This window comes from Rhizobium sp. TH135 (genome assembly GCF_002855515.1).
In the GTDB taxonomy this organism is placed as follows: domain Bacteria; phylum Pseudomonadota; class Alphaproteobacteria; order Rhizobiales; family Rhizobiaceae; genus Allorhizobium.
This window is the reverse complement of the sequence record NZ_PKRP01000006.1, coordinates 233,772-257,593: the sequence shown is the minus strand read 5'-3', so window position 1 is coordinate 257,593 and position 23,822 is coordinate 233,772. Positions and strand designations below refer to the sequence as shown.

Sequence of the window (23,822 nt, the reverse complement as noted above, 5' to 3'; positions counted from 1 at the left end):
GGCGAGGGCGCAGACACGATCTATCGCATCGCCGGCCCCCGCGAAGCGGCCGCTCTGGCTGTTGTTGGCGACAGGGTCTATGGTCGGCTTCACCCTGGAGATCGACAGATGTCACCCATGCGCATCGCCCTGCATTGCCTCGCCGCTCTCGCCATCCTGTTGGGCTTCGTATGGATCGGGCAGGGCTCCGGTCATTTTCCCTATCCGGCGTCGAGCTTCATGATCGATCAGAGCCCGTGGATCATGTACGGGGCGATCCTCGCTGTTGCGGGTGTCGCCGGTCTGGTGATGTTGCGTCGACGCTGAGGCTGGCAGAAATGCGAAGGGCCCACCGGTGGGTGAGCCCCTTCAATCTTGCGGTGGTCGAAGTCAGGCCTGGCGATAGGCCCGGATGGCTTCGGCGACGTCGACGGGCTGGCGCTCGGCATCTGCGGTGAGGGCCGAGGTCGCGGACGGCTCCGGGGTCTCTGCGCCTGAAAGCAGTCCGGCGATGATCCGTGCCTGCGAGACTTCCAGTGCCCGCTCACGCGCCCTTGTCAGGCTCTGCTCGATCAGCGTGGTCAACTGCTGTGCGAAGTTGCTAACTTCGATTTCAGCGGCCACCTGCGGACCACGATACTCGGCCAGTGCTGCAGCCTCGATCGCGTCCTCTTCGGAGATGCGCTCGCTCGCCGGTGCCGTCGTGACCGGGCGGTCGTTCGCAACGGGTGAAGGCGTGGTCGCTGGCGTGCTTGCCTCGGCTGCGGGATCTTCCTCAGGCGCGGCGTCTGCCTCGGGCGCTGCATCGGCATCATCAGCCGGCGCTTCCGCGTCGACAGCGTCGGCGGCAGGGTCTTCGGAAGCGGCGGCTGCGTCTTCAGCGACAGCTGCCTCAGCAGGAGCCGCGTCGTCGGAAACGGGAGCGTCCTCAGGAGCTGCCGGCGCTTCGGTCTGGGCAGGGGCCGGCTCTTCCGCAACCGGTGTCGGTTCCGCGTCGGTTTCCGTCTGAGCGGGTGGCGCCTCGGCAGTTACCTCTTCAGGCGTGCCGGTGTCTTCCTCAGGCGCCGGTTGATAGGTGCCGTCGTCGATATCGTCGGACGCTGCCGCTTCCGGCTCCTGGTAGGACGGCTGGGTGGTTTCAGACGGTGCTGGCTGCGACGTCGAGCCCGACGTGCTGCTGCCGGATCCCGAGGTCGTGCCGGACGACGGACGGGTTGTGGTTCCGGACGAACCTGAACCGAGAAGTAAGGGGGCGAGCATGATTGACCATAGGGTTGGAGTTCATTGTCGCCAGCCCTAATACAAGCAATCTCTTGAACGATCGTCGCTTTCGTTCATGCAGTTTATGTCAAATACCCTCGATATTGAGGGGCGTGTCAGACGTCCTGATAGAGGCGCGCGGCCATCGGCGCGGTCTCCAAGCCGTCGAGTTCATCGTCGAAGGTTTCTAGCTTAGCGAGGAAGTGGTCGATGATCCGGCCATAGCTGGCATTTCGAGAGCGCGGGACGCGCGCGCGCTCTTCGACGACTGGCTCGAGATCGGCTACGAAAGCGGCAGGCTCGAGCGCCAGCAGCATCCGGTCTTCATGTCCGGCGTTTGTCATCACGGGAACTCTCATCTCCCAGGTTTCTCGCTTTGGAGTAAACGCAAGAGATTTCCAACCCGTTCAGTCGATTATTCGAATTTTAGGCAATGCGAATTTGGCCGCCTGAAGAGTAAGCCCCGATCGTCAGATCGAATGGGCCGCACCGCCGTCGACGCGCAGCATGGTGCCGGTGATATAGCTCGCCGGGACCGAGCAGAGGAAGGCGCCGGCGGCGGCGAACTCTTCGACGCGACCGAGCCGCTGAGCGGGGATCGACTTCACCGAAGCGGAGCGGACCTCGTCCAGGCTGCGACCGGTGCGCTTGGCATTGGCCCCGTCGAGTTCATCGATCCGGTCGGTATGGATGCGGCCCGGCAGGAGCATGTTGGCCGTCACGCCATAGGAGGCGAGCTCCGAGGACAGCGTCTTGTTCCAGCCGACCAGCGCACCGCGCAGCGTGTTGGACAGCGCAAGATTGGGGATCGGCTCGAAGACGCCGGAGGAGGCGACGGTGAGGATGCGGCCAAAGCCTTGCGTCTTCATCAAGGGCACCAAGGCATTGGTGAGCGTGATGACCCGCACCACCATCGACTGGAAGAAATTATAGAGCTTTTCTGCATCCATATCCTCGACGGTGCCGGGCGTCGGTCCACCGGTATTGTTGACGAGGATGTCGATGCCGCCGAGCGTATGATGAACCGCATGCAGCATCTGATCGACGAAATGGGCATCGGCAATGTCGGCCACGACATAATCTGCCTTGCCGCCGGCAGCCCTGATCGCCTCGACATTCGCCTTCAACTTGTCTTCCGTGCGCCCGCAGATCAGCACATGGCAGCCTTCGGCCGCGAGCGCCTTGGCGATGCCGAGGCCGAGGCCGCGCGAGGCGGCGAGCACGAGGGCGCGTTTGCCGGAAATGCCGAGATCCATGGGAGTATCCTTCCTTGATGTCATGTCTTTGCGAGCAGTCTATCGGGCGGGCGACTGGATCGGAAGCCCGACCATCTGTGGATGAACGGTGATCAGAACGGGACCTTGCCCGGGTTGAAGAGCATGTCCGGATCGAGCATCGCCTTGAACTGCAGGGAAAGCGCCTGTTTGACCGGATCGACATGGGTGAGATAAGCGGCGCGTTTGTCCAGGCCAACACCGTGTTCGGCGGAGAAGCTGCCGCCGGAGGCGTGAATGCCGGTATAGACGGCGTCTTCCGCAAGCGCCTTCATGTCTGGGGGCAGGGGACCCGGGGCTGCGATGGCGATATGCAGATTGCCATCGGCGATATGGCCGTAGACATAGGCGTCGAGGCCGTTGCCGATGGCGGCGAGGCCCTCGGTGAGGTCAGCCACATAGGCATCGAGCGCCGACGGCGGCATCGAGACGTCGAAGGACGGCGCATTGGGGAATTCCGCGAAATAGAAGCCCGAATCCTCGCGCAGGTCCCAGAAGCGGCGGGCCTGGTCGGAGGACTGGGCAACGATCCCGCCCTTGAGATCTGCTTCTTCCCAGAGGGAGGCAAGCTCGTCTTCCAGCAATGTCGTGGCCGCTTCCATCGTCTCACCGGAGACTTCGACCAGAAGCACGGCGGCATCGTCTTCAAGCCAGGAGAGGTCGAAGCTCTTCAGGGCCGCATGATCGCGCACGTAGCGCGGCCACATCATCTCGGCGGCTTCGAGCAGAAGTGCCGGATGCCGGCGCAGCCTTGCGGCGACCTGCAGCGCACGAGAAGCATCCGCGACGCCGAGCAGGGCAACCGCGCGATGCGGTCGGATCGGCTCGACCTTCATGACGACCCGGGTGACGAAGCCGAAAGCGCCTTCTCCGCCGATGAAAAGCTGCTTCATATCAGGGCCGGCGGAGACCTTCACCACCCGGGTCATGTCCGAAAATACCTCGCCTGAAGGCAGCACGGCTTCCAGCCCGAGGATCTGGTGGCGCATCACTCCATTGCGGAAGGCGAGAATGCCGCCGGCATTGGTCGACACCATGCCGCCGATGGTCGCCGACCCGCGCGAACCGAGATCGATGCCGGTGGTGAGGTCATGGGGTGCGAGCGATGCCTGCAGGGCCTCCAGTGAAACGCCGGCTTCTACCTCGACGGTCTCTTCGTCGGCATGGATGGTAAGGATCCGATTGAGCCGGGCAGTGGACAGGAGAACCTCTCCGGCCCGACTTGCGCCACCGCCGACGAGACCGCTCAAGCCTCCCTGCGGGACGATGGGGACACGGTTCGCCCGGCACCAGGAAATCAACGCCGCAGCCGCTTCCGTTGAGCCAGGCTGCGCCATCACGCCGGCATTCAGGTTCGCCGGGTCTTCACCGGGATGCCGGCCGGCGAGGGCGTCGGGGCCGAGAATCCGGAGGTCCGGATGCAGGCCGTCAAGCGCGTGGGCAAGGTCATGGGGCGAGAAGGTCGTATGCGAAGACATGGGCAAGCCTGATCTGTTTGCGCCTTCTTCGCCGTAAAGCTTTGTCGCCGCAAGTCACCCCACGGCCTTTCCCGACCTGTCGGTCCCTCTCAGAGCTCCGCCGGAAAGCCGGGTGCACGCAGGTCCGTGCCGGTGGCGTCCTCCAGAAGTTTCACCACCTGCGACGACCAAGCGTCGCCGCCATAGGCTACGCGGGCGCGGATGAAGGTCTGCAGGGCATGGCCTGCGAGGTCGAGCGGCACGCCAAACTCGCGACCGAAGCCGAGTGCGAAGCCGAGGTCCTTCACGGCGAGATCCATGGTGAAATTGATGTTGTAGCTGCCGTTCAGGATCACCTGGCCTTCGGTCTCGTGCACGAAGCTGTTGCCCGAGGAGGCCTTGATGATGTTGAAGGCGTCGGTGAGGTCGATGCCGCCCTTCTTTGCCAGCATCAGCGCTTCGCCGGTGGCGATCAGGTGAATAAAGGCGAGCATGTTGGTGATGACCTTTATCACCGCTGCCTTGCCGAGCGGCCCGGCGCGGAAGATCTGCTTGCCCATGGCCTGGAAGGCCGGGAGATGCAGATCGTAGAGGTCGCTGTCCCCGCCGATGATCACGGTGATCTCGCCGGAGGCGGCCAGATGCACGCCGCCGGTGACGGGCGATTCCAGCGTGCGCACGCCGGCATCGGCGGCGACCTTGCCGAGGCGCAGGACTTCCTGCTCGTCGAGCGTGCTCATCTCGATCCAGGTGGCGCCGGGTTTGAGGCCTTTCAGAATGCCGCGCTCGCCGGTCAGCACCCGTTCGCTGACTTTCGGAGAGGGCAGACAGGTGATGACGGCATCGACGGCTTCGGCCACCGCTTGAGGATCTGCCGCAAACCGCGCCCCGGCGGCGACAAGCTCCTTGGCATTGTCGGGATCGAGATCATTGACAACTACGGTGAAGCCCGCCCTGACCAGACTGCCGGCGAGGTGGCGGCCGAGATGGCCGAGCCCGATGAAACCATAAGTGAATGCCATGTCGTGTTCCCCTGCTGGCGTTTTGGCAGAGACTGCGACAAAGCGGGGAAGGGTTCAAAGGCAGATTTTGGCGAGCGACAGGATTTGACGCAGGCGGAACAGGTCACCGCACTTTTCGTTGGAAGGGCGGGGGCCGAGTGTCAGCGAAGGGCTTCACCCAACGCTGCGAAATCGTCGCATTGACCCTTACGTGCACGTAAGATATTCTGCGACTTCACACCGCCCTGCCGGAATTTGCGCCTTGGCGCGTCGCGCTTCGGCTCGACAATCCGGCTGGGTTTTGTCAAGGAGGAAGGCGGAAAGCACCGCCTGGCGAGGAATGACGAATGAGCACCGAGATGGAACTGCCTGAACGCGAAAGCATGGAATTCGACGTCGTGATCGTGGGCGCAGGCCCGGCCGGTCTGTCGGCTGCGATCCGGCTGAAGCAGGTCAATCCGGACCTGACCGTCGTCGTGCTCGAAAAGGGCGCCGAAGTCGGTGCGCATATCCTGTCCGGTGCCGTGGTTGATCCCATCGGCGTCGACAAGCTGATCCCCGGCTGGCGCGAAGAGGCCGATCACCCGTTCAAGACCGCAGTCACCGACGACCAGTTCCTCTTCCTTGGACCCGCCGGCTCCATCCGCCTGCCCAACATGCTGATGCCGCCGCTGATGAACAATCACGGCAACTACATCGTCTCGCTCGGCAATGTCTGTCGTTGGCTGGGCGCCCATGCAGAAGCGCTCGGCGTCGAAATCTATCCGGGCTTTGCAGCAGCGGAAGTGCTCTACAACGATGAGGGCGCGGTGATCGGCGTCGCGACCGGCGACATGGGCATCGAGAAGAACGGCGAGCCGGGCCCGGCCTATACCCGCGGCATGGAACTGCTCGGCAAATATGTGCTGATCTCTGAAGGCGTGCGTGGCTCGCTCGCCAAGCAGCTGATCGCCAAGTTCGACCTCTCGCGCGAAAGCGATGTGCAGAAGTACGGCATCGGCCTTAAGGAGCTCTGGCAGGTCAAGCCCGAGCACCACAAGCCGGGCCTCGTGCAGCACTCCTTCGGCTGGCCGCTCGGCATGAAGACCGGTGGCGGCTCCTTCCTCTACCACCTCGAAGACAACATGGTCGCCGTCGGCTTCGTCGTGCACCTGAACTACAAAAACCCCTATCTCTACCCCTTCGAAGAATTCCAGCGCTTCAAGACGCATCCGGCGATCGCCAAGACCTTCGAAGGCGGCAAGCGTCTCTCTTACGGCGCCCGCGCCATCACCGAAGGCGGCTACCAGTCGGTGCCGAAGCTGTCGTTCCCGGGCGGCGCGCTGATCGGCTGTTCCGCCGGTCTCGTCAACGTGCCCCGCATCAAGGGCTCTCACAACGCTGTGCTCTCCGGCATGCTGGCGGCTGAGAAGATCGCTGAGGCGATTGCAGCCGGCCGCGCCAATGACGAGCCGATCGAGATCGAGAACGAATGGCGCTCGACCGATATCGGCAAAGACCTGAAGCGGGTCCGCAACGTCAAGCCGCTCTGGTCCAAGCTCGGCACGGCGCTTGGCGTTGGCCTCGGCGGCATCGACATGTGGATGAATCAGCTCCTCGGCTTCTCCTTCTTCGGCACGCTGAAGCACGGCAAGACCGATGCGGCATCGCTCGAGCCGGCAGCGCAGCACAAGCCGATCGCCTATCCGAAGCCGGATGGTGTGCTGACCTTCGACCGCCTCTCCTCGGTCTTCCTGTCCAACACTAACCACGAAGAGGATCAGCCGGTCCATCTGAAGGTCAAGGACATGGACCTGCAGAAGCGTTCCGAGCTGGGCATCTATGCAGGCCCTTCGACGCGCTACTGTCCGGCGGGCGTCTATGAGTGGGTAGAGAAGGATGGCGAGGAAACCTTCGTCATCAACGCCCAGAACTGCGTCCACTGCAAGACCTGCGATATCAAGGACCCGAACCAGAACATCACCTGGGTACCGCCCCAAGGCGGCGAAGGGCCGGTCTATCCGAACATGTAAATGTTCGGGAGGCAGGCCCGCACGGACCGCCGCCGGGAACTTGGCGGTGAAGGGCCGGTCTATCCGAACATGTGATTTTCTTGAAGGGCGGCCGAAAGGCCGCCCTTTTTGCATCTGATGGCTGGGGCGAGCATGGCTGCCGGCTGCCCCATCTTCGCCATCTCTCTTAACGGCGACCCTCAGATTTAACCCGCCATTAACCATAAATTTCTAGGCTCCTGGACAACGAATCGTATCCCGAGGACGCCTGAATCATGACCATTTCCCGCCGCGGTCTCCTGTTCGGCCTGCCGCTTTTCCTGGCCGGCTGCCAGTCCGTTCCCAACCAGCAGGCCATGTATGGCGATATCCCGGATGAACCTTTTCCGCTGAAGAAGGTACCGCTCGAAAAGATCAAGCCTGAGCTGCGCCGCCAGGAAGTGGCCTATGAGACATCGCATCCGGCAGGCACGATCGTGGTCAATACGCCCGAGCGCCGGCTCTACTACGTGCTGGGCGGTGGCCGCGCCATGCGCTACGGCATCGGTGTTGGCCGCGCGGGTCTGGCGCTTGCCGGCAACGCCTATGTCGGTCGCAAGGCCGAATGGCCGACCTGGACACCGACGCCGAACATGATCCGCCGCGATCCGGAAAAGAACCTGAAATATGCAGGCGGTCTGCCCGGCGGCCCGAACAACCCGCTCGGCGCCCGCGCCATGTATCTCTACCGCGGCGGCAACGACACCATGTTCCGCATCCACGGCACCAACCAGCCCTGGTCGATCGGCCAGGCCATGTCGTCCGGCTGCGTGCGCATGATGAACCACGATGTGATCGATCTCTACGCCCGCGTCGACGTCGGCTCCAAGGTCGTGGTCATGCAGGCCTGATCGCCGCATAAACCCCTAGGATTTTGAATGGCGCTGGTCTCGCGACCAGCGCCACGCGTTTTTGATCGGTCCGTGACACTCTCCTGTCACGCAAACTCACGAGTGCGAAATCGGTCTTTCCGCCTCGCGACTTCGCCCCAATCTCCCCGCAGTGAAACTTTTCGGTGCCGTCGCGCGTCGAAGCAGGTGTTGACGCTGTGTCGACCAAATCCGACCGGTTTGAGGCTTTCCGCTTTCGCCGGTCAGGACTAAGTGGGAACAGACGCGTCTCGGTCGACGTGTCGAGATTTGAGAAGGAAATTTGAATGGCTCGCGAGACAAAATCCGGCTTATCCGACCTTGGTGGATGCCAGATCGAGGCGACCCTCCAGCTCCTCGACGGAAAATGGAAGGGTGTCATCCTCCATCATCTTCTGCGTGACGAGGTCCTTCGCTTCAACGAACTGGTCAAGCTCCTGTCCACGATCACCCACCGCACGCTGTCCAAGCAGCTGCGCGAAATGGAAGTCGCGGGCCTCGTCGCCCGGACCGTCTATCCGGTCGTACCGCCCCGCGTCGACTACTCGCTGACCCCGCTCGGCCGCAGCCTCGAGCCGGTCATCCAGGCCCTCGGCCGCTGGGGCCAGGAAAATCTCGTTGCCGTGGAAGACGCCGCACTGAAGCCTTGCCAGATGCCTGTTGGCAGTGAAGCCATCATGCGCTCGGCGGCCTGACGCCGGCAACGATGGCCGCCCGAAAAGGGCGGCCCCGCAACGCGCCGAGGCTCAGGCCGGAAAGCCTTCTAACACGATCTTGCCGCGCGCCCGGTTGCTTTCGATGATGGCATGCGCCTTGCGCAAGTTCTCCGCCGTGATCGGCCCCAGCACCGTGTCGAGCGTCGTGCGGATCTTGCCGCTGTTGATCAGCTCAGCGACATGCGTCAGCAGCTTGTGCTGCTCGATCATGTCAGGCGTCTGGAACATCGGACGCGAGAACATGAACTCCCAATGCAGCGACACGACCTTCATCTTGAAGGCGAGAATGTCGAACCCTTCCGGAAAGTCGTCGATCAGGCAGATGCGGCCCATCGGCGCGATGATTTCGGCCATCGCCAGCCGATGCTGGCTCGAATGCGTGACCGAGAAGATGAACGCGGGTGCGCCGATGCCGAGCTTTGCATATTCCTCAGCGAGCGGCTTGCTGTGGTCAATCACGTGATCGGCACCGAGTGACTTTGCCCAGTCGGCCGTCTCGGGCCGGGAGGCGGTCGCGATGACCTTGAGATCCGTCAGCGTCTTGGCGAGCTGGATGGCAATCGAGCCCACACCGCCCGCACCGCCAGTGATCAGGATTGCCCGTTCGGCACCCAGCACGGGATCGGCGACCTTGAGCCGGTCGAACAATGCCTCATAGGCGGTGATGGCGGTGAGCGGCAGGGCGGCAGCCTCGGCAAAGGACAGCGACTTCGGCTTGATGCCGACGATACGTTCGTCGACGAGATGGTATTCCGCATTGGTGCCAGGGCGCCCGATCGCGCCGGCATAGTAGACCTCATCACCGGGCTTGAAGAGCGTCACGTCAGAGCCGACGGCCTTGACCACGCCGGCCGCGTCATAGCCGAGAATGCGCGCCTCGCCGGCTGCCGGCGTGTGGTTGCGGCGAACCTTGGTGTCGACGGGATTGACCGAGACGGCCTTGATTTCGACCAGCAGGTCATGGCCGGAAGCCTCAGGGATAGGCAGGTCGAGATCGACCAGGGCCTCGTTCGAGGTGATGGGCTGGGGCGTGTGGAAACCGATGGCTCGCATGGGGCAACTCCTGTCTTGCATTTGCACGCTGCCCATTAAGGACATAGATGGGAGCTGCGCAAGAATGCACATTTTGTGTTCGTAGGCACAGAAATGAACCTCGGCATCAGAAAGGATACTGCCCATGTCGCGACCACGCGCCAAGATGACCAACGCGTTTCCAGGCTGCCCGGTCGAGACGACGCTCAGCTTTCTCGACGGCAAATGGAAGGGCGTTATCCTCTATCACCTGCTGGTCGACGGCACGCTGCGCTTCAGCGAGCTGCGCCGCAGGCTGCAGGCGGTGACCCAGCGCATGCTGACCAAGCAGTTGCGTGAGCTGGAGGAGCAGGGGCTTGTGACGCGCACCGTCCATCCGGTGGTGCCGCCACGCGTTGACTACGCGCTGACGCCGCTCGGACAGAGCCTGCGTCCTGTTATCATGGTGCTCGAACAGTGGGGCACGCGCCATGTCGAATGCCGGGATGGCGAGCGCCACATGATCGAGCCCGATGTAATCGTGGAGACGGCCTCAGCCGCGTGACGGGTTCTTTTCGAGCGCCACGGAAATGAGGAAGATCATCAGGCCGAAGGCTGAGAGCACCGCGCCGACGTAACCGGTGGCGCCGTAGCCATAGCCGGCCGCGATGACCAGGCCACCAAGCCAGGCGCCGAGCGCGTTCGCAATGTTGAAGGCGGAGTGGTTGGTGGCGGCGGCCAGCGTCTGGGCGTCGGCTGCGACATCCATCAGGCGGGTCTGGACAGCCGGGCAGGCGGCAAAGCCGCAGCCGGTGAGAAACACGCAGATGCAGAGCATGACGGGATTGTGGGCTGTCAGCGAGAAGACGGCCATCAGCACGATGTTGAAGGCGAGCATGCCGCCGATCGTGCCTTTCAGCGAATAGTCCGCCATGCGGCTGCCGACGATGTTGCCGACATTCATGCCGATGCCGAAAAGGGCAAGCACCACGGCGATCATGCTGGCCGGAAGGCCGGCAGTATCGGTCACGGTCTTGGCGATATAGCTGAAGATCGCAAACATCCCACCGAAGCCGACGGCCGCGACACCGAAGGACAGCCAGACCTGCAGGCGACCGAAGGCGGAAAGCTCGCGGCGGATGCTGGCGCCCTCAGCCACTTCATCCTTCGGCAGATAGAGCGCGATCAGCGCCACGGTGATCGCGCCGATTGCCGCGACCAGGAAGAAGGCGGCGCGCCAGCTCATCAGCTGGCCGAGAAAGGTCGCGATCGGTGTGCCGATCAGGGTGGCGATGGTAAGACCCAGCATGACGCGGCCTACGGCGCGCACGCGACGGTTCGGCGGCGCCATGGAGGCGGCCACCAGCGCCGCCACTCCGAAATAGGCACCATGCGGCAGGCCGGTGATGAATCGCAGTAGTGTGAAGGTCGAGAATTCGGTGGCGAGTGCGCTCGCAAAGTTGCCGACAGCGAAGACGCCCATCAGCATCAAGAGCAGCGTCTTGCGCGGGAGTTTTGCAGCGAGTGCAGCGATGATCGGTGCGCCGATGACGACGCCGAGCGCATAGGCGCTGATCACATGGCCGGCCTGGGGAACCGTCACGCCATAGGTGTGTGCGACCTCCGGCAGCAGGCCCATGATGACGAATTCGCCGGTGCCAATCCCGAAGCCGCCGGCGGCAAGCGCCAGTTCGATCAGGAGAATGGTGGTTGCGGTCAGCGTTTGTGCTTCGCTCCCTCGTGAATCGAGGGGCTGGGCCAGGGTCGAACAATCGGTCATGCAAACACCTTGCGCGCCGGCGCGGGACACGTGGCGCAAAAAGCTTCTTCAGGAAGCGGCGATGGAAGAAAGGCCCGGAAGCCAATTGAAATGAGAATTGTTATTTATCATATCGGTGTGCACTGCGGCAAAGGCTTTTGCTCCTGGCCTTGAAAATTGCTCAAATGCTATCGATCTCTGCCACAAGGAAACTTTTCACAGGCCGAGGCGTTCTGAGCTTCGGCCCTTTCTGGGCCGCGAAAGGGCGAGATGAAGATCAAGGCAGTACTCAATCGTGACGGTGGTACGTTTAAGACCACCGACATGCAGACCTATTGCGAGAACGCAAACCGCGCCTTTGCCGCAAGAGGCCATGAGCTCGATTGTACGGTGGTCGGTGGGGACGAGATCGTCGAGGCGCTGGAGAAGGCTGCCGCAACGCCTGGGGTCGAGGCTCTGCTCGCAGGTGGCGGTGATGGAACCATCTCGACGGCCGCCGCGGTCGCCTGGAAGGCAAAGCTGCCGCTCGGTGTGATCCCGGCCGGTACGATGAACCTTTTCGCGCGCTCGCTGAAACTGCCGCTCGACATCTGGAAGGTCTTGGACGTGCTCGCGAACGGCGAAATTGCCGATGTCGACATCGCAACCGCCAATGGCCGCCCCTTCGTCCACCAGTTTTCCGCAGGCCTCCACGCCCGCATGGTGCGCATGCGCAATCAGATGAACTTCGCCTCACGCCTCGGCAAGATGCGGGCAAGCACCAGTGCGGCCTTTGGCGTCATGCTCGACCCGCCGCGTTTCGATGTCGTCTTCGACATGAACGGTGACGGCAATAGCGACGAGCGCCCGGTATCGGCGATCTCGGTCTCCAACAATCCGCTCGGCAACAATTCGCTGTTCTTTGCCGATCGTGTCGATACCGGCAAGCTGGGTGTCTATCTCGCAGCACCGCTCGAGCCGACCGGCGTCGGGCTTCTCGCTTTCGACATCATCAGGGGCAAGTTCAAGGACAACGAAGCGGTGACCGCGTCGACCGCCGATATGGTGCGGCTGCATTTCCCGAGGCATCGCAAGGGCGCGGCCTGTGTACTGGACGGCGAACTGTTGCGCATGCCGGCAGACGTCGAAATCAAGATCCATGCCGGCGAACTCAAGGTTCTCGTCCCCCAACCGCAGCCGGTAGTGTGAGGGAAGGGCGCCCGGACCAGCCGGGCGCCGTCGTCTCAATGGCTGAAGGCCGCCGCGATCAGGTCGCGTGTGTAGTCTTCTGCCGGCCGCTCGAAGATCTCTTCGGTCGCGCCCTGTTCGACGATCTTGCCGTTCTTCATGACGATCACATGGTCCGACATCGCCTTGATGACCGAGAGGTCGTGGCTGATGAAGACGTAAGACAGGCCGTGTTTGTCCTGCAGGTCGCGCAGGAGTTCGATCACCTGTCGCTGGACAGACCGGTCGAGCGCCGAGGTCGGTTCGTCGAGGATGACAACCTTCGGCTTCAGGATCATCGAGCGTGCAATCGCGATACGCTGACGCTGGCCGCCGGAGAACTCATGCGGATAGCGATTGCGCGCTCCCGGATCGAGCCCGACCTCCTTGAGAGCAGCAATGGCGCGCGCGTCACGCTCGGCGCGGCTGAGCTGCGGCTCGTGGACGTAAAGACCCTCGGTGATGATCTCGCCGACCGTCTGGCGCGGTGAGAGTGAGCCATACGGATCCTGGAACACCAGCTGCAGCTGCTTGCGGAAGGGGCGCATGCCGGCCCGGTCGAGCTTGGTGATATCAGCCGTCTCGAAGCGGAAGGCGCCATCGGCTGCGAGCAGCTTCAGCAGAGCGCGTCCGAGCGTCGACTTCCCCGAACCGGACTCACCGACGATACCGATCGTCTGGCCCTGGCGGAGCCGGACGCTCACCTGATCGACCGCCCTAAACGTGCGGTTCGGGCGCAGGAAACCGCCGCTGCCGATGTCGAAATCGACGGTGACATTTCGGCCTTCCAGAACCACCGGGGCATCGTCTGCCGGCGGTGGCTTGGTGCCCGTCGGTTCGGCGGCGAGCAGCATCTTGGTGTAGTCGTGCTGGGCATTGCCGAAGATCGCGTCGCGGCTGCCCGTCTCAACAATCTCGCCCTTGCGCATGACAGCGACACGGTCGGCCACGTGCTTGACCACGCCGAGGTCGTGGGTGATCAGCACGATCGCCATGCCGAAGCGCTTCTGCAGGTCAGCCAGCAGATCGAGGATCTGCGCCTGGATGGTAACGTCGAGCGCGGTCGTCGGTTCATCCGCGATCAGCACGTCGGGCTCGTTGGCCAAGGCCATCGCGATCATCACGCGCTGGCGCTGGCCGCCCGACATTTCGTGCGGATAGCTGTCGATGCGCCGCTCAGGGTCGGGAATGCCGACGAGCTTCAACAGTTCCAGCACACGGGCGCGCGCTTCCGTCTTGCTCATGCCGCGGTGATGGATCAGCGGTTCGGCGATCTGCTTGCCGATCCGGTAGAGCGGATCGAGCGAAGTCATCGGCTCCTGGAAGATCATGGTGATCTTGGCGCCGCGTACCTTGTTGAGCTCGCCGACCGGAAGGCCGACGATGTTCCGGCCGCCATAGACGGCCGTGCCTGTGACGTCGCCGTTCTTGGCGAGCAGGCCCATGATGCCCATCATCGTCTGGCTCTTGCCTGAGCCGCTCTCGCCGACGATGGCGAGCGTTTCGCCCTTCTTCACCGAAAAGCTGATGCCCTTGACCGCCTCGACCGTGCCGTCCGGTGTCGCGAAAGTCACCTTGAGGTCGGAAACGTCGAGCACGGTTTCGTTGTTTGTCTTGTCGTCCATGCTCATCGGTCCTTCGGATCCAGTGCATCCCGCAGGCCGTCGCCCACGAAATTCAGCGAAAACAGTGTCGTCACGAAGAAGATCGCCGGGAAGATCAGCAGCCAGGGTGCGTTCTGCATGCTGGCCGCCCCTTCCGAGATCAGCGTGCCCCAGCTGGCGAGTGGCGCCTGAACACCGAGGCCGAGGAAGGACAGGAAGCTCTCGAGCAGGATGACCTTCGGCACAATGACGGTGACGAAGACGATGACCGGGCCGATCGTGTTCGGGATGATGTGGCGGCGGATGATCTGCCAGTCGGTCAGGCCCAGCGCTTCGGCCGCACCGACGAATTCGCGGCGCTTGAGCGACAGCGTCTGGCCGCGCACGATGCGGGCCATTTCAAGCCATTCCACCGCCCCGATCACCAGGAAGATCAGGATCACCGATCGCCCGAAGAAGACCACGAGCACCACGACGAGGAAGACGAAAGGCAGCGAATAGAGGATCTCGACGATACGCATCATGACATTGTCGACGCGGCCACCGAGATAGCCCGAGGTCGCACCATAGACGACACCGATGCCGAGCGAGACCAAACTGGCGGCGAGACCGACGGCAAGCGAGATCTGCCCGCCGAGCATGACGCGGACGAGCAGGTCGCGACCGTTCGAATCCGTGCCGAAGGGGAAGGTGACCTGATCCACGGTTCCGGACACGGTAAGGCTTCGACCGTCCGCCGCCGTTTCCACGACTTCCGAATTCTTGAACTCGTTGTTGCGGTCGAAATAGCGGATCGTGCGCGGATCGATTTCTTCATCCGAGCTCACCACGGCCGTGAAGCGGCCGCTCTCAACAGTGAAGCTGTCGAGCGTCACTCTTGCCCGCTGGGCGACACTTTCGGCGACTTCCTGGAGTGTCTCAGGGTCGGGCCGCGGCGAGAGGCTTGGCGGCACGCTGACATAAGACGAGAAGACCTGGTCGTAGCTGTGGGCCACGAAGAAGGGGCCGGCGAAGGAAAAAAGCGTGATGAAGACCAGGAGCACGCAGCCGGTAATCGCGGCCTTGTTGCGCCGGAAGCGCATCATGGCGAGCTGTGCCAGGCTGCGTCCGGCGATCTCGGGCTGAGGGGAAAGGGTGGTATCAGTCATTGCGAACCCTCGGATCGAGCAGGCCATAGGCGATGTCAACCAACAGGTTGAAGACGATCACGAACACGGCGACGAGGATGACGGTGCCCATGACGAGGGGATAGTCGCGGTTGAGCGCGCCGAGCACGAAGTATCGACCGACACCGGGGATGGTGAAGATCGTCTCGACCACGGCGGAGCCGGTCAGAAGTGCGGCGGCACAAGGTGCGAGATAGGAGACGATCGGCAGCATCGCGCCGCGCATGGCATGCGTGACGACGACCACGCGCGATGGCAGGCCGTAGGCGCGTGCCGTGCGAATATGGTCGGTATGCAGGGCTTCGATCATCGCGCCGCGGGTAAGGCGGGCAAAGACCGCGAGCTGCGGCAGCGCCAGCGCCGTAACCGGCAGGATGAGATAGCGCAGCGATCCATCACCCCAGCTGCCGGCGGGCAGCCAATTGAGGATTACGGCGAACAGGAGCGTCAGCACCGGACCCACGACGAAATTGGGGATCGTCACGCCAACAGTCGCGAAGGACATGACGGCGAAATCGATCGTGCTGTTTTGCCTGAGTGCAGCGACCGTGCCGAGCAGGACGCCGCCGATAAGCGCGACCAGGATCGCAATCCCGCCAAGCTGGATCGAATACGGCAGGGCCTTGCCGATCAGTTCGGAAACGGTGTTGTCCTTGTAGATGAAGCTCGGACCGAGATCGCCGGTGACGGCATTGCCGATATAGCTCAGATACTGGCTGATCAGCGGCTGGTCGAGTTTGTAGGTGGCCATGATGTTGGCCATCGTCTGGGGCGGTAGCGGGCGCTCGAGATTGAAGGGGCCGCCGGGCGCAAACCGCATCAGAAAGAATGAAATGGTGACGACGATGAAGATCGTCGGAACGGCGCTCATGAGCCGCCGGAGTACAAAGGATGTCATGTCCTGCTCCTGAGAGGACGACGCGCGGTTTGCCCGTGCGTCGTCCGGTCACGTGACGAGATTATTCAGCGACGCGAAGGAAGCGGCTGAGATGCTCGTTGGCGGCGTTGTCCTGCCAGCCGCTGACGCGGTCGGAAACCAGCCACAGATTGGCCGTGCTCATCAGCGGAGCGATCGGCTGATCACGCATCAGGATGACTTCGGCGTCATGCATGATCTTCTTGCGGGCTTCGGCATCGGCCTCGGTGTAGGACTTGGCCATCAGCGCGTCGAATTCCGGGTTGTTGTACTTCCCGTAGTTGAACGAGGTGTTGGTCGAGACGTTGAGGGCGAGGAAGTTTTCCGCATCCGCATAGTCCGAAACCCAGCCTGCGCGGGCAACGTTGAAGGCGCCGCCTTCCTGCAGGTAGGCGTAGTGCGAGGCGACGTCGAGGTTCGTCATGGTGACGCTGGCGCCGAACGTGTTCTTCCACATGTCGGCGATCGCGGTTGCGACGCGCTCGTGGTTCGGGTTGGTGTTGTAGCGGATCTCGATGTTGAGCGGCTTGCCGCCTTCACCGTAACCGGCTTCCTTCATCAGTTCGATTGCCTTGTCTTCGCGGTCGAGCTGCGACATCTCGGCGAAGTCGGCCTTGGCTGCAGCATAGCCACCGAGACCATCCGGAACGAGGGAGTAGGTCGGCAGCTGTGCACCGGAGTAGATCTCCTCGGCCAGGAAGTCGCGATCAACGGCCATCGACAGGGCCTGGCGGACGCGCACGTCGCTATAGGGCTCCTGACGGGTGTCGAACACGTAGTAATAGGTCGAAGCCGACGGAGAAACGCGGACCTGCTCGCCATAGCTTTCCTTCAAGCGGTCGATCTGGTCGGCCGAGAAGTTGTAGACGAGGTCCATTTCCTTCGCTTCGAAACGACGGACCGAAGCGGCCTGATCGTCGATCGGGTAGAAGACAACCTTGTCGATCTGGGTGTTGGCGGCATCCCAGTGATGTTCGTTCTTCACCACGACGAGGTTGTCGTTCGGTACATGGCTTTCGAGCTTGTAGGCGCCGTTCGATACCATCACGCCCGGCTTGACGAAGTCCTTGCCGTTCTTTTCGAGGCTGGCCTTGGAAACGGGAAGGGCGGTCTGGTGGGCAAGCAGTTCGAGGAAGAACGGCGTTGCGCGCTCCAGCGTGATTTCCAGCGTCTTTGCGTCGACGGCTTTCGCGCCGATGTCTTCCAGCTTCGCTTCACCCTTGTTGGCCTTTTCGGCATTCTTGATCGGGTAAAGGATGTTGGCGTATTTGGCAGCGGTTTCCGGGTTCTGGACGCGCTGGATCGAGTAGACGAAGTCTTCAGCCGTTACCGGCGAGCCGTCCGACCACTTGGCGTTTTCGCGGATCTTGAAGGTGTAGACCGTGCCGTCGTCGGAAATTGTCCAGCTTTCGGCAGCGCCCGGGACGATCTCGCCCTTGGCGTCATAGATGGTCAGACCCTCATAGAGATCCTTCAGAATGAAGGCCTCGATGTCGATCGAGGTATTGGCCTGATCGAGCGTCTGCGGCTCGCCGGAATTGCCGCGATGAAGCACGACTTCGGCCAGCGCCTGGCTCGCGCCAAACATCAAGGAGGTGAGGAGAAGAGAGGTGCCGAGCAGCCGGCGCGTCTGGATAGACATCGTTTGGAACTCCCAGTTCACGTTAACGGAAAGGGAGAGAAGATTATTCAGGAAGCCGACACAACCCGCATTTTCTGCGGCTACCCCAATTTTGGGGAGGAGATTTGATCGTTTGCCTGTGACTTGGACCGAAGATTTCGCGTGACCGTTTTATGACGAAATAAAATTATCGCGTCATTTGCTGTCAAAAATGCGACAGGGGCGGCTTGAGGCCACCCCTGTCGGATGATCGATCGCTTGCAGAGGTCTGATCGAGGATCAGATCCGCGGCAGATAGGTTTGGTAGTCGAAGCTCGACACGGTGCGCAGATAGGCCATGGCCTCCTTGCGCTTGGTGTCGCCATAGATGCGCTGGTATTCGGCGCCGAAGATGTCCCTGATGAAGGCCGAGGCACGGAAGCGCTCGACGGCGGTCAGGAAATCATAGGTCAGCATATCAGGGTTTTCAGGCGCGCTATCCGGCGTCGTGACCTGGCCAGGATCGAGATCCTCGTCGAGGCCAAGCAGGATGCCGCCGAGGATGGCCGCGAGCAGCAGATGTGGATTGGCGTCCGCACCGGCGACACGGTGCTCGATGCGGGCGGCCGGGCCGTCCTTGTCCGGAATGCGGATCGCCGTGCCACGATTGCCGAAACCCCAGTCGATCTTGTCGGGCGCAAACGAGCCCGGCTGGAAACGGCGATAGGAATTGGCAAAGGGCGCGAAGATCAGCTGCGCATCCTGCATGCTTTTCAGCATGCCGGCGGTGATCGACTTCAGCTTCACCGGATCGCCGCCCTTGGCATCGAGGATGTTCTTGCCGTCCTTGTCGATGATCGAGGCATGCACATGCAGGCCGGAGCCCGCATGGTCGCCATAGGGCTTGGCCATGCAGGTAGCCTTGAAGCCGTGGCGGCGGGCGGCGAAATCAACAACGCGCTTCAGATAGATGCAGTCGTCGGCAGCCGCCATCGCATCCGGCTTGTGCAAGAGGTTGACCTCGAACTGGCCGGGGCCGAATTCGGCGGTCGTCGCATCGGCCGGTAGGCCCATGTGGTCGCAATATTCGCGCACCGTATCCAGGAAGTCTTCCATCGCAGCGGTCGCGCGCATGTCATAGAGCTGGTAGCCCTCGACCTCGCCGTTCATGACCAGCGCCTTCGGCGGCATCGGCACGCCGGTGTCGCGGAAGTCAGGCTCCATTACGTAGAATTCGAGTTCGGTGGCAACAACAGGCGTCAGGCCCTTTTCCTCGAAGCGCTTCATCACATTGGCGAGGATGGCGCGCGGGCAGACATAATGCGGCTCGCCCGAGAGCGTATGCATGGTGGCGAGCACCTGCTTGGAGCCGGCAGGCCCCCAGGGCAGGGTGGTGAGCGAGTTCCGATCCGGCGTGCAGATGCCATCGGGATCGCCCAGCGTCAGCGAGATCTTGGTGATGTCGTCATTGTCGTCGCCCCAGATGTCGAGCGACTGGGTGGAGGCCGGCAGGCGCACGGTGTTCTTCCAGACCTTGTCCTCGGCTTTCAGCGGGATCATCTTGCCGCGCAGGTCGCCATTCATGCCGACAAGCAGCACCTCGATGCGCGCGGAAGGGTCGGCTGCGGTAAGATCGGCGGCCTCGGTCGGTGCTGTCATGGGAAAACTCTCGTTGGCTTTCGGGGCGGATTTGGCCGGAGGAACGCGGCAATCGGTGCCTTGCCAAACGCGTTTTGGACGGTCATGTTCGTAGCCGATAATGTTCCGCCTTTCAATGCGGGGCAAGGCAGGCACGCGGACCAAGTTTGGCCGTGAAAGCAAGAGCTTCCGCCCCGGTCAAGGACCAGACCCATGAACAAGCCAGTGACCGCCCTCTCCAATCTCGCTGCCATCGATGCCGCCCATCATCTTCATCCCTTCTCGGACATGAAGAAGCTGAATGCGGCCGGCACCAAGATCATTACCCGGGCGGAAGGCGTGCATATCTGGGACGCGACGGGCAAGCAGTATCTCGACGCCTTTGCAGGCCTCTGGTGCGTCAATGTCGGCTATGGCCGCAAGTCGATCGCCGATGTGGTCCATGCCCAGATGCTGGAACTGCCCTATTACAACACCTTCTTCGGCACCACGACGCCGCCGACCACGCTGCTCGCCCAGAAGATCGCCGAAAAGACCGGCCCGAAGATCAACCGCGTCTTCTTCTCCAATTCCGGCTCGGAAGCGTCGGATACCTGGTTCCGCATGGCGCGCGTCTACTGGAAGGCGCTCGGCCACGAGACGAAGACGCAGGTGATCGCCCGCAAGAACGCCTATCACGGCTCCACCGTCGCCGGCGCCTCGCTCGGCGGCATGAAGTGGATGCATGAGCAGGGCAACCTGCCGATCGAGGGTATCCACCACATCAACCAGCCCTACTGGTATGCCGAAGGTGGCGAGCTGACGCCCGAGGATTTCGGCCTGAAGGTCGCCCGCGAGCTGGAAGAAAAGATCATCGAGCTCGGCGAGGAAAATGTCGCCGCCTTCGTGGCCGAGCCGATCCAGGGAGCCGGCGGCGTCATCGTGCCGCCCTCGACCTACTGGCCGGAGATCAAGCGCATCTGCGCTAAATATCAGATCCTGCTCGTCGCTGATGAAGTCATCTCTGGCTTTGGTCGCCTGGGTTCCTGGTTCGGCCACCAGCATTACGATTTCGAGCCGGACCTCGCGCCGATCGCCAAGGGCCTATCCTCTGGCTACCTCCCGATCGGTGGCGTTCTCGTCTCCGACCGCGTGGCGGAAGTCATGGTCAACGAACTCGGCGATTTCTACCACGGTTACACCTATTCCGGTCACCCGGTGGCGGCAGCTGCAGCGCTGGAAAACATCCGCATCATCGAGGAAGAAGGTCTGGTCGATCGCGTCCGCGACGATACCGGCCCCTATCTCGCACAGGCGCTCGCCTCGCTCACCGACCACGAACTGGTCGGCGAGGCCGTCAGTGTCGGCCTGATGGGCGCTGTCCAGATCGCCGCCGACAAGGCCACCCGCCGCCGCTTCAAGAAGCCTGATGATACCGGCACAGCTGTCCGCAACCAGTGCGTCAACGCCGGCGTGGTGCTGCGCGCCACCGGCGACCGCATGCTCTTCTCCCCGCCGCTGATCATCTCGCGCTCCGAGATCGACCAGGCGGTCGACACGCTGCGCAATGGTTTGGACTGGCTGAAGGACAATCGCGGCGAGGGGTGAGGGGCCTGTCGCCAAGTCAATCTGAGCGAGGAACTGCCCAATGGCGGAAGATGCAACGAGCAAAAGAGCTGCAGCTTCTAAGCCAAAGCAGGAGGATGGCGGATCGACAAGTCTCCCGTCATCTAAGGTTGCCCCCGGCACGGTGTTGCTTTCCGGCGGAAATCCACAGATCGCCAAAGGCTACGGAGACGCGCCCGTTCAGGCCTACATAGCCGCCATGCCGGGATGGAAAAGTGATCTGGGTCGCCGACTTGACGCCCTCGTTGAGGAGGCTGTGCCAGGTGTCAGCAAGGCGGTGAAGTGGAACACGCCATTTTATGGCGTCGAAAGTGGACGCTGGTTTCTCGCTTTTCATTGCTTTACGAAATACGTGAAGCTCACCTTCTTTGATGGCGCATCTTTGGATCCTGTCCCGCAGGGAAAGTCCAAGCAGGAGAGAGTGCGCTATCTCGATGTCCGCGAGGGTGACGTGCTCGACGAGCGGCAATTTCTCGATTGGGTGCAACAGGCCAGCCGCTTGCCGGGCGAACGCCTGTAGTGCTGGCACTCGCCGCTGTTGAGCTCACCATCCCTCACGGCATGAACTGCCCACCATTCACATCGATTGTCTGCCCCGTGATGTAGCCGGACAGCATCTCTGACGCCAGAAACAGATAGGCGCCGACGCAATCGGCTGGCGTGCCGGTGCGCTTTAGCGGCACGCTTCCGGCCACCTGATCGAGCTGGCCTGGCAGAGCATATTTGTCCTGGAACGGCGTGGTGATCACGCCGGGCGCCACCGCGTTGACGCGGATGTTGTATTTCCCGAATTCCAGCGCCATGCCCTTGGTTACCGCAGCAACAAACGCCTTGGACGAGCCATAGACGCCCGAGCCCGCCGTCCCACCCGTGCGGGCGGCGACTGAGGTCGTGCTGATGATGAAGCCCCCTTCGCGCTTGAGATGGCTGACGGCCGCTTGCGTGGTGGACAGCACAGAGCGAGCATTCACATCCATCACCTTGTCATATTGCGCGTCCGTCATATCCTCATAGAGCACACGGGCGATCATGCTGCCGGCATTGTTGATCACACCGTCGAGCCGACCGAAGGTCTTCGCCACAAGGGCCACAGCCTCGGCCATGGCTTCAGAGGACGCTGCGTCGGCCTTGACGAGCACAACGCTGCCGCCAGCCGCCTCGATATCGCCAGCGATCGCATGGGCTGCTTCAGCGTTGGAATTGTAGTGCAATCCGACCAGCGCGCCCTGAGCGGCGAAGCCGCGGGCAAGCGCTTCGCCGATCCCGCTCGAAGCGCCGGTGATGAGCACGGCCTTGCCGGCAAGATCGGGAATGGTGAGTGCGGTCATGGCGATGTCCTCCTGTTGTCGGACAAGCTTAGAGCGACCCTGCCGGTGTTTGGCAAGGCCGCTCTTGTTCAAGTCTTGCTTCTTTGATGCGGAAGTGCCCAAGGTTCGTTACAGAGCCCCGAGCCGGCAATTCATGCCACAGGCTCGGACGTCTGTTTGCGGACATACCTGGAATAGGCCCAGATAATCGCGACCACGCCCACGATCAGCCCGATCGATAGCAGCGGCCTGACAGCGAACCAGCCGATCGCAATGACACTTGCGCCGACCGCGATCGCCAGGACGAACGAGATCAGACCCGTCCCGAAGCCGATCAGGGTGCCGACGAACGGAATGACGTCACCGAACACGCTGAAGATCCGCAGGATGAGTGCAAAGCCGACGAACAAACCCAGGATCCCCGCTGCGCGAATGACCCAAGTCAGAACAACATTGCCGGTCTGGCTGTCGGCGAACATCTTGTCCGAGGTTTCGCGGCCAGCGGCGAGCAGGAAGAGCGTGTAGCCATTTTCCGTGGTGTATTCGGCCAGGCGATCACCACGCTGCATGGCCACAACGCTGACTTCGGGCAGCACGATCTTCTCGAAGCGGATACGGGTGTCCCCGACCTGTGGCGCCTTTTCATCGGCGCCGAAGTAAAGCGCCTGCGTGACGGCACGGCCCTCGCCGGGATAGCCGATCGCTTCGGAAGCCTCGGCTGCTTTTTCAGCGGTGATCGGCAAGGCTTGCCGCGTACCAGCCGAGGCGATCTGCGAGCCCTCCACGCTGAAGGCTCCCAATTGCGCCGTTTCCACAAGGGTTTCCGAGGACGGCAGCCAGAATTCCGGGTTCTCGTGTCCTGTCGTTTCCTGGAACTCCGAGGAATCCTGGGCTTTTTCGCTCCATTCCTTGGAATAGCTGTAGGTGGTCACGGTTTCTTCGCCGCCGCCCAGCTTCTTCTCGGTCGTGCTGCTCTTTTCCTCGACCCACTGATACATTTCGACTTTGCGCGCCAGACCAATCACGCCGCTTGCGCTGATCCCCGTATCCGCATCGACGACGTCAGCCTGCGGAACCACGGCGCTTTCGATATGCACCAGCTTGCCATCGAGCGCAGGGTCGATCCGCGCTGCATCGGTGCTGACGACGATCGACTGGCCTTCCACCAGAGATTCATAAGTCGCGACCGATCGTCCTTCGTTCCAGAATAGCGCGACGATTGCCACGATGAGTAGAACAAAGCCGAACACAGCACCCGTCAGCGCCCCGCCCAGACGCGAAAACCAAGATGTCGATGTTCTTGTTACCACAGTCATAGCAATCCCCCATTCGTCCAGCGACCTTGTCCGCCCATTCGGCTTTCTAGCAACTTTCGCCGGTGGTGAAAGTTCTTATCTTGGGGGAATTCGACTGTTAGAAGGGTA

At 62.2% G+C, this 23,822-nt stretch carries 22 protein-coding genes; 8 read left to right on the top strand and 14 right to left on the bottom strand.

Annotated elements, in window-relative coordinates:
* Positions 1-117: 117 nt before the first annotated feature.
* Positions 118-306 carry a hypothetical protein gene (locus tag C0V73_RS18725; protein WP_102021518.1) on the top strand — a complete coding sequence of 63 codons (189 nt, stop codon included), beginning with the start codon at positions 118-120 and terminating at the stop codon, positions 304-306.
* A 63-nt stretch (positions 307-369) separates the two neighbouring features.
* Here C0V73_RS18725 and C0V73_RS18720 read toward each other — a convergent pair whose 3' ends face one another.
* From C0V73_RS18720 to C0V73_RS18700, 5 genes are all read right to left on the bottom strand, one after another.
* Entirely contained in the window at positions 370-1,239 is an 870-nt protein-coding gene (locus C0V73_RS18720; protein WP_102021517.1) for a hypothetical protein, read from the bottom strand.
* Positions 1,240-1,355: 116 nt separating this feature from the next.
* Entirely contained in the window at positions 1,356-1,583 is a 228-nt protein-coding gene (locus tag C0V73_RS18715; RefSeq protein ID WP_102021516.1) for a hypothetical protein, read from the bottom strand.
* Positions 1,584-1,709: 126 nt separating this feature from the next.
* Positions 1,710-2,495, bottom strand: coding sequence for an SDR family oxidoreductase (locus tag C0V73_RS18710; protein WP_102021515.1), 786 nt, complete (start codon positions 2,493-2,495; stop codon positions 1,710-1,712).
* A 92-nt stretch (positions 2,496-2,587) separates the two neighbouring features.
* On the bottom strand, positions 2,588-3,991 hold the full coding sequence (locus tag C0V73_RS18705; protein WP_102021514.1) for an FAD-binding oxidoreductase: 1,404 nt from the start codon (positions 3,989-3,991) through the stop codon (positions 2,588-2,590).
* A gap of 89 nt (positions 3,992-4,080) precedes the next feature.
* The gene (locus C0V73_RS18700; RefSeq protein WP_102021513.1) at positions 4,081-4,992 is read right to left on the bottom strand and encodes an NAD(P)-dependent oxidoreductase; all 912 of its coding nucleotides are present in this window, start codon (positions 4,990-4,992) and stop codon (positions 4,081-4,083) included.
* A gap of 326 nt (positions 4,993-5,318) precedes the next feature.
* Between C0V73_RS18700 and C0V73_RS18695 the strand changes: the two genes are divergently transcribed.
* From C0V73_RS18695 to C0V73_RS18685, 3 genes are all read left to right on the top strand, one after another.
* A complete protein-coding gene (locus tag C0V73_RS18695; protein ID WP_102021512.1) occupies positions 5,319-6,983 on the top strand; it encodes an electron transfer flavoprotein-ubiquinone oxidoreductase in 1,665 nt (554 codons plus the stop codon).
* Between the two features lie 254 nt (positions 6,984-7,237).
* A complete protein-coding gene (locus C0V73_RS18690; RefSeq protein ID WP_102021511.1) occupies positions 7,238-7,852 on the top strand; it encodes a L,D-transpeptidase in 615 nt (204 codons plus the stop codon).
* Between the two features lie 305 nt (positions 7,853-8,157).
* Positions 8,158-8,565 carry a helix-turn-helix domain-containing protein gene (locus C0V73_RS18685; RefSeq protein ID WP_102021510.1) on the top strand — a complete coding sequence of 136 codons (408 nt, stop codon included), beginning with the start codon at positions 8,158-8,160 and terminating at the stop codon, positions 8,563-8,565.
* A gap of 51 nt (positions 8,566-8,616) precedes the next feature.
* On the opposite strand, the gene C0V73_RS18680 is transcribed toward C0V73_RS18685, so the two are convergent.
* A complete protein-coding gene (locus C0V73_RS18680; protein ID WP_102021509.1) occupies positions 8,617-9,639 on the bottom strand; it encodes a zinc-binding alcohol dehydrogenase family protein in 1,023 nt (340 codons plus the stop codon).
* A gap of 124 nt (positions 9,640-9,763) precedes the next feature.
* Here C0V73_RS18680 and C0V73_RS18675 point away from each other — a divergent pair, with 124 nt between their 5' ends.
* Positions 9,764-10,162 (top strand): helix-turn-helix domain-containing protein, encoded by a 399-nt coding sequence (locus tag C0V73_RS18675; protein ID WP_102021508.1) that lies wholly within the window; start codon positions 9,764-9,766, stop codon positions 10,160-10,162.
* Here C0V73_RS18675 and C0V73_RS18670 read toward each other — a convergent pair.
* Positions 10,151-11,377: an MFS transporter gene (locus tag C0V73_RS18670; protein WP_102021507.1), complete on the bottom strand. Its 1,227-nt coding sequence runs from the start codon at positions 11,375-11,377 to the stop codon at positions 10,151-10,153. The genes C0V73_RS18675 and C0V73_RS18670 overlap by 12 nt on opposite strands.
* A 249-nt stretch (positions 11,378-11,626) precedes the next feature.
* Here C0V73_RS18670 and C0V73_RS18665 point away from each other — a divergent pair, with 249 nt between their 5' ends.
* Complete coding sequence (locus C0V73_RS18665) at positions 11,627-12,544, top strand: diacylglycerol kinase family protein (protein ID WP_102021506.1); 918 nt, start codon at positions 11,627-11,629, stop codon at positions 12,542-12,544.
* A gap of 35 nt (positions 12,545-12,579) precedes the next feature.
* Here the strand turns inward: C0V73_RS18665 and C0V73_RS18660 are convergent, their stop codons facing one another.
* From C0V73_RS18660 to C0V73_RS18640, 5 genes are all read right to left on the bottom strand, one after another.
* Positions 12,580-14,187: an ABC transporter ATP-binding protein gene (locus tag C0V73_RS18660; RefSeq protein WP_102021719.1), complete on the bottom strand. Its 1,608-nt coding sequence runs from the start codon at positions 14,185-14,187 to the stop codon at positions 12,580-12,582.
* A gap of 2 nt (positions 14,188-14,189) precedes the next feature.
* Entirely contained in the window at positions 14,190-15,314 is a 1,125-nt protein-coding gene (locus C0V73_RS18655; RefSeq protein ID WP_102021505.1) for an ABC transporter permease subunit, read from the bottom strand.
* A complete protein-coding gene (gene oppB / locus C0V73_RS18650; protein ID WP_102021504.1) occupies positions 15,307-16,230 on the bottom strand; it encodes an oligopeptide ABC transporter permease OppB in 924 nt (307 codons plus the stop codon). Before oppB ends, C0V73_RS18655 begins: the two co-directional genes overlap by 8 nt.
* Positions 16,231-16,291: 61 nt before the next feature.
* Entirely contained in the window at positions 16,292-17,890 is a 1,599-nt protein-coding gene (locus C0V73_RS18645) for a peptide ABC transporter substrate-binding protein (protein WP_102021503.1), read from the bottom strand.
* Positions 17,891-18,148: 258 nt separating this feature from the next.
* Complete coding sequence (locus C0V73_RS18640) at positions 18,149-19,507, bottom strand: glutamine synthetase family protein (protein WP_102021502.1); 1,359 nt, start codon at positions 19,505-19,507, stop codon at positions 18,149-18,151.
* Positions 19,508-19,699: 192 nt separating this feature from the next.
* Between C0V73_RS18640 and C0V73_RS18635 the strand changes: the two genes are divergently transcribed.
* Positions 19,700-21,073, top strand: coding sequence for an aspartate aminotransferase family protein (locus C0V73_RS18635; RefSeq protein WP_102021501.1), 1,374 nt, complete (start codon positions 19,700-19,702; stop codon positions 21,071-21,073).
* A 40-nt stretch (positions 21,074-21,113) separates the two neighbouring features.
* Positions 21,114-21,611 carry a DUF1801 domain-containing protein gene (locus tag C0V73_RS18630; RefSeq protein WP_102021500.1) on the top strand — a complete coding sequence of 166 codons (498 nt, stop codon included), beginning with the start codon at positions 21,114-21,116 and terminating at the stop codon, positions 21,609-21,611.
* Between the two features lie 34 nt (positions 21,612-21,645).
* Here C0V73_RS18630 and C0V73_RS18625 read toward each other — a convergent pair whose 3' ends face one another.
* Both C0V73_RS18625 and C0V73_RS18620 read right to left on the bottom strand, forming a co-directional pair.
* A complete protein-coding gene (locus tag C0V73_RS18625) occupies positions 21,646-22,419 on the bottom strand; it encodes an SDR family NAD(P)-dependent oxidoreductase (RefSeq protein WP_102021499.1) in 774 nt (257 codons plus the stop codon).
* Positions 22,420-22,550: 131 nt separating this feature from the next.
* Positions 22,551-23,714 carry a TMEM43 family protein gene (locus tag C0V73_RS18620; protein WP_102021498.1) on the bottom strand — a complete coding sequence of 388 codons (1,164 nt, stop codon included), beginning with the start codon at positions 23,712-23,714 and terminating at the stop codon, positions 22,551-22,553.
* Between the last annotated feature and the right edge of the window lie 108 nt (positions 23,715-23,822).

Excerpts from the sequence above, each read along its gene's own strand:
- oppB (WP_102021504.1), bottom strand. The coding sequence starts at position 16,230 with ATGACATCCTTTGTACTCCGGCGGCTCATGAGCGCCGTTCCGACGATC.
- C0V73_RS18690 (WP_102021511.1), top strand. The coding sequence starts at position 7,238 with ATGACCATTTCCCGCCGCGGTCTCCTGTTCGGCCTGCCGCTTTTCCTG.
- C0V73_RS18695 (WP_102021512.1), top strand. The coding sequence starts at position 5,319 with ATGAGCACCGAGATGGAACTGCCTGAACGCGAAAGCATGGAATTCGAC.
- C0V73_RS18665 (WP_102021506.1), top strand. The coding sequence starts at position 11,627 with ATGAAGATCAAGGCAGTACTCAATCGTGACGGTGGTACGTTTAAGACC.
- C0V73_RS18670 (WP_102021507.1), bottom strand. The coding sequence starts at position 11,377 with ATGACCGATTGTTCGACCCTGGCCCAGCCCCTCGATTCACGAGGGAGC.
- C0V73_RS18725 (WP_102021518.1), top strand. The coding sequence starts at position 118 with ATGCGCATCGCCCTGCATTGCCTCGCCGCTCTCGCCATCCTGTTGGGC.
- C0V73_RS18660 (WP_102021719.1), bottom strand. The coding sequence starts at position 14,187 with ATGGACGACAAGACAAACAACGAAACCGTGCTCGACGTTTCCGACCTC.
- C0V73_RS18680 (WP_102021509.1), bottom strand. The coding sequence starts at position 9,639 with ATGCGAGCCATCGGTTTCCACACGCCCCAGCCCATCACCTCGAACGAG.
- C0V73_RS18705 (WP_102021514.1), bottom strand. The coding sequence starts at position 3,991 with ATGTCTTCGCATACGACCTTCTCGCCCCATGACCTTGCCCACGCGCTT.
- C0V73_RS18625 (WP_102021499.1), bottom strand. The coding sequence starts at position 22,419 with ATGACCGCACTCACCATTCCCGATCTTGCCGGCAAGGCCGTGCTCATC.
- C0V73_RS18715 (WP_102021516.1), bottom strand. The coding sequence starts at position 1,583 with ATGACAAACGCCGGACATGAAGACCGGATGCTGCTGGCGCTCGAGCCT.
- C0V73_RS18720 (WP_102021517.1), bottom strand. The coding sequence starts at position 1,239 with ATGCTCGCCCCCTTACTTCTCGGTTCAGGTTCGTCCGGAACCACAACC.
- C0V73_RS18675 (WP_102021508.1), top strand. The coding sequence starts at position 9,764 with ATGTCGCGACCACGCGCCAAGATGACCAACGCGTTTCCAGGCTGCCCG.
- C0V73_RS18655 (WP_102021505.1), bottom strand. The coding sequence starts at position 15,314 with ATGACTGATACCACCCTTTCCCCTCAGCCCGAGATCGCCGGACGCAGC.
- C0V73_RS18710 (WP_102021515.1), bottom strand. The coding sequence starts at position 2,495 with ATGGATCTCGGCATTTCCGGCAAACGCGCCCTCGTGCTCGCCGCCTCG.
- C0V73_RS18685 (WP_102021510.1), top strand. The coding sequence starts at position 8,158 with ATGGCTCGCGAGACAAAATCCGGCTTATCCGACCTTGGTGGATGCCAG.
- C0V73_RS18630 (WP_102021500.1), top strand. The coding sequence starts at position 21,114 with ATGGCGGAAGATGCAACGAGCAAAAGAGCTGCAGCTTCTAAGCCAAAG.
- C0V73_RS18620 (WP_102021498.1), bottom strand. The coding sequence starts at position 23,714 with ATGACTGTGGTAACAAGAACATCGACATCTTGGTTTTCGCGTCTGGGC.
- C0V73_RS18700 (WP_102021513.1), bottom strand. The coding sequence starts at position 4,992 with ATGGCATTCACTTATGGTTTCATCGGGCTCGGCCATCTCGGCCGCCAC.
- C0V73_RS18635 (WP_102021501.1), top strand. The coding sequence starts at position 19,700 with ATGAACAAGCCAGTGACCGCCCTCTCCAATCTCGCTGCCATCGATGCC.
- C0V73_RS18640 (WP_102021502.1), bottom strand. The coding sequence starts at position 19,507 with ATGACAGCACCGACCGAGGCCGCCGATCTTACCGCAGCCGACCCTTCC.
- C0V73_RS18645 (WP_102021503.1), bottom strand. The coding sequence starts at position 17,890 with ATGTCTATCCAGACGCGCCGGCTGCTCGGCACCTCTCTTCTCCTCACC.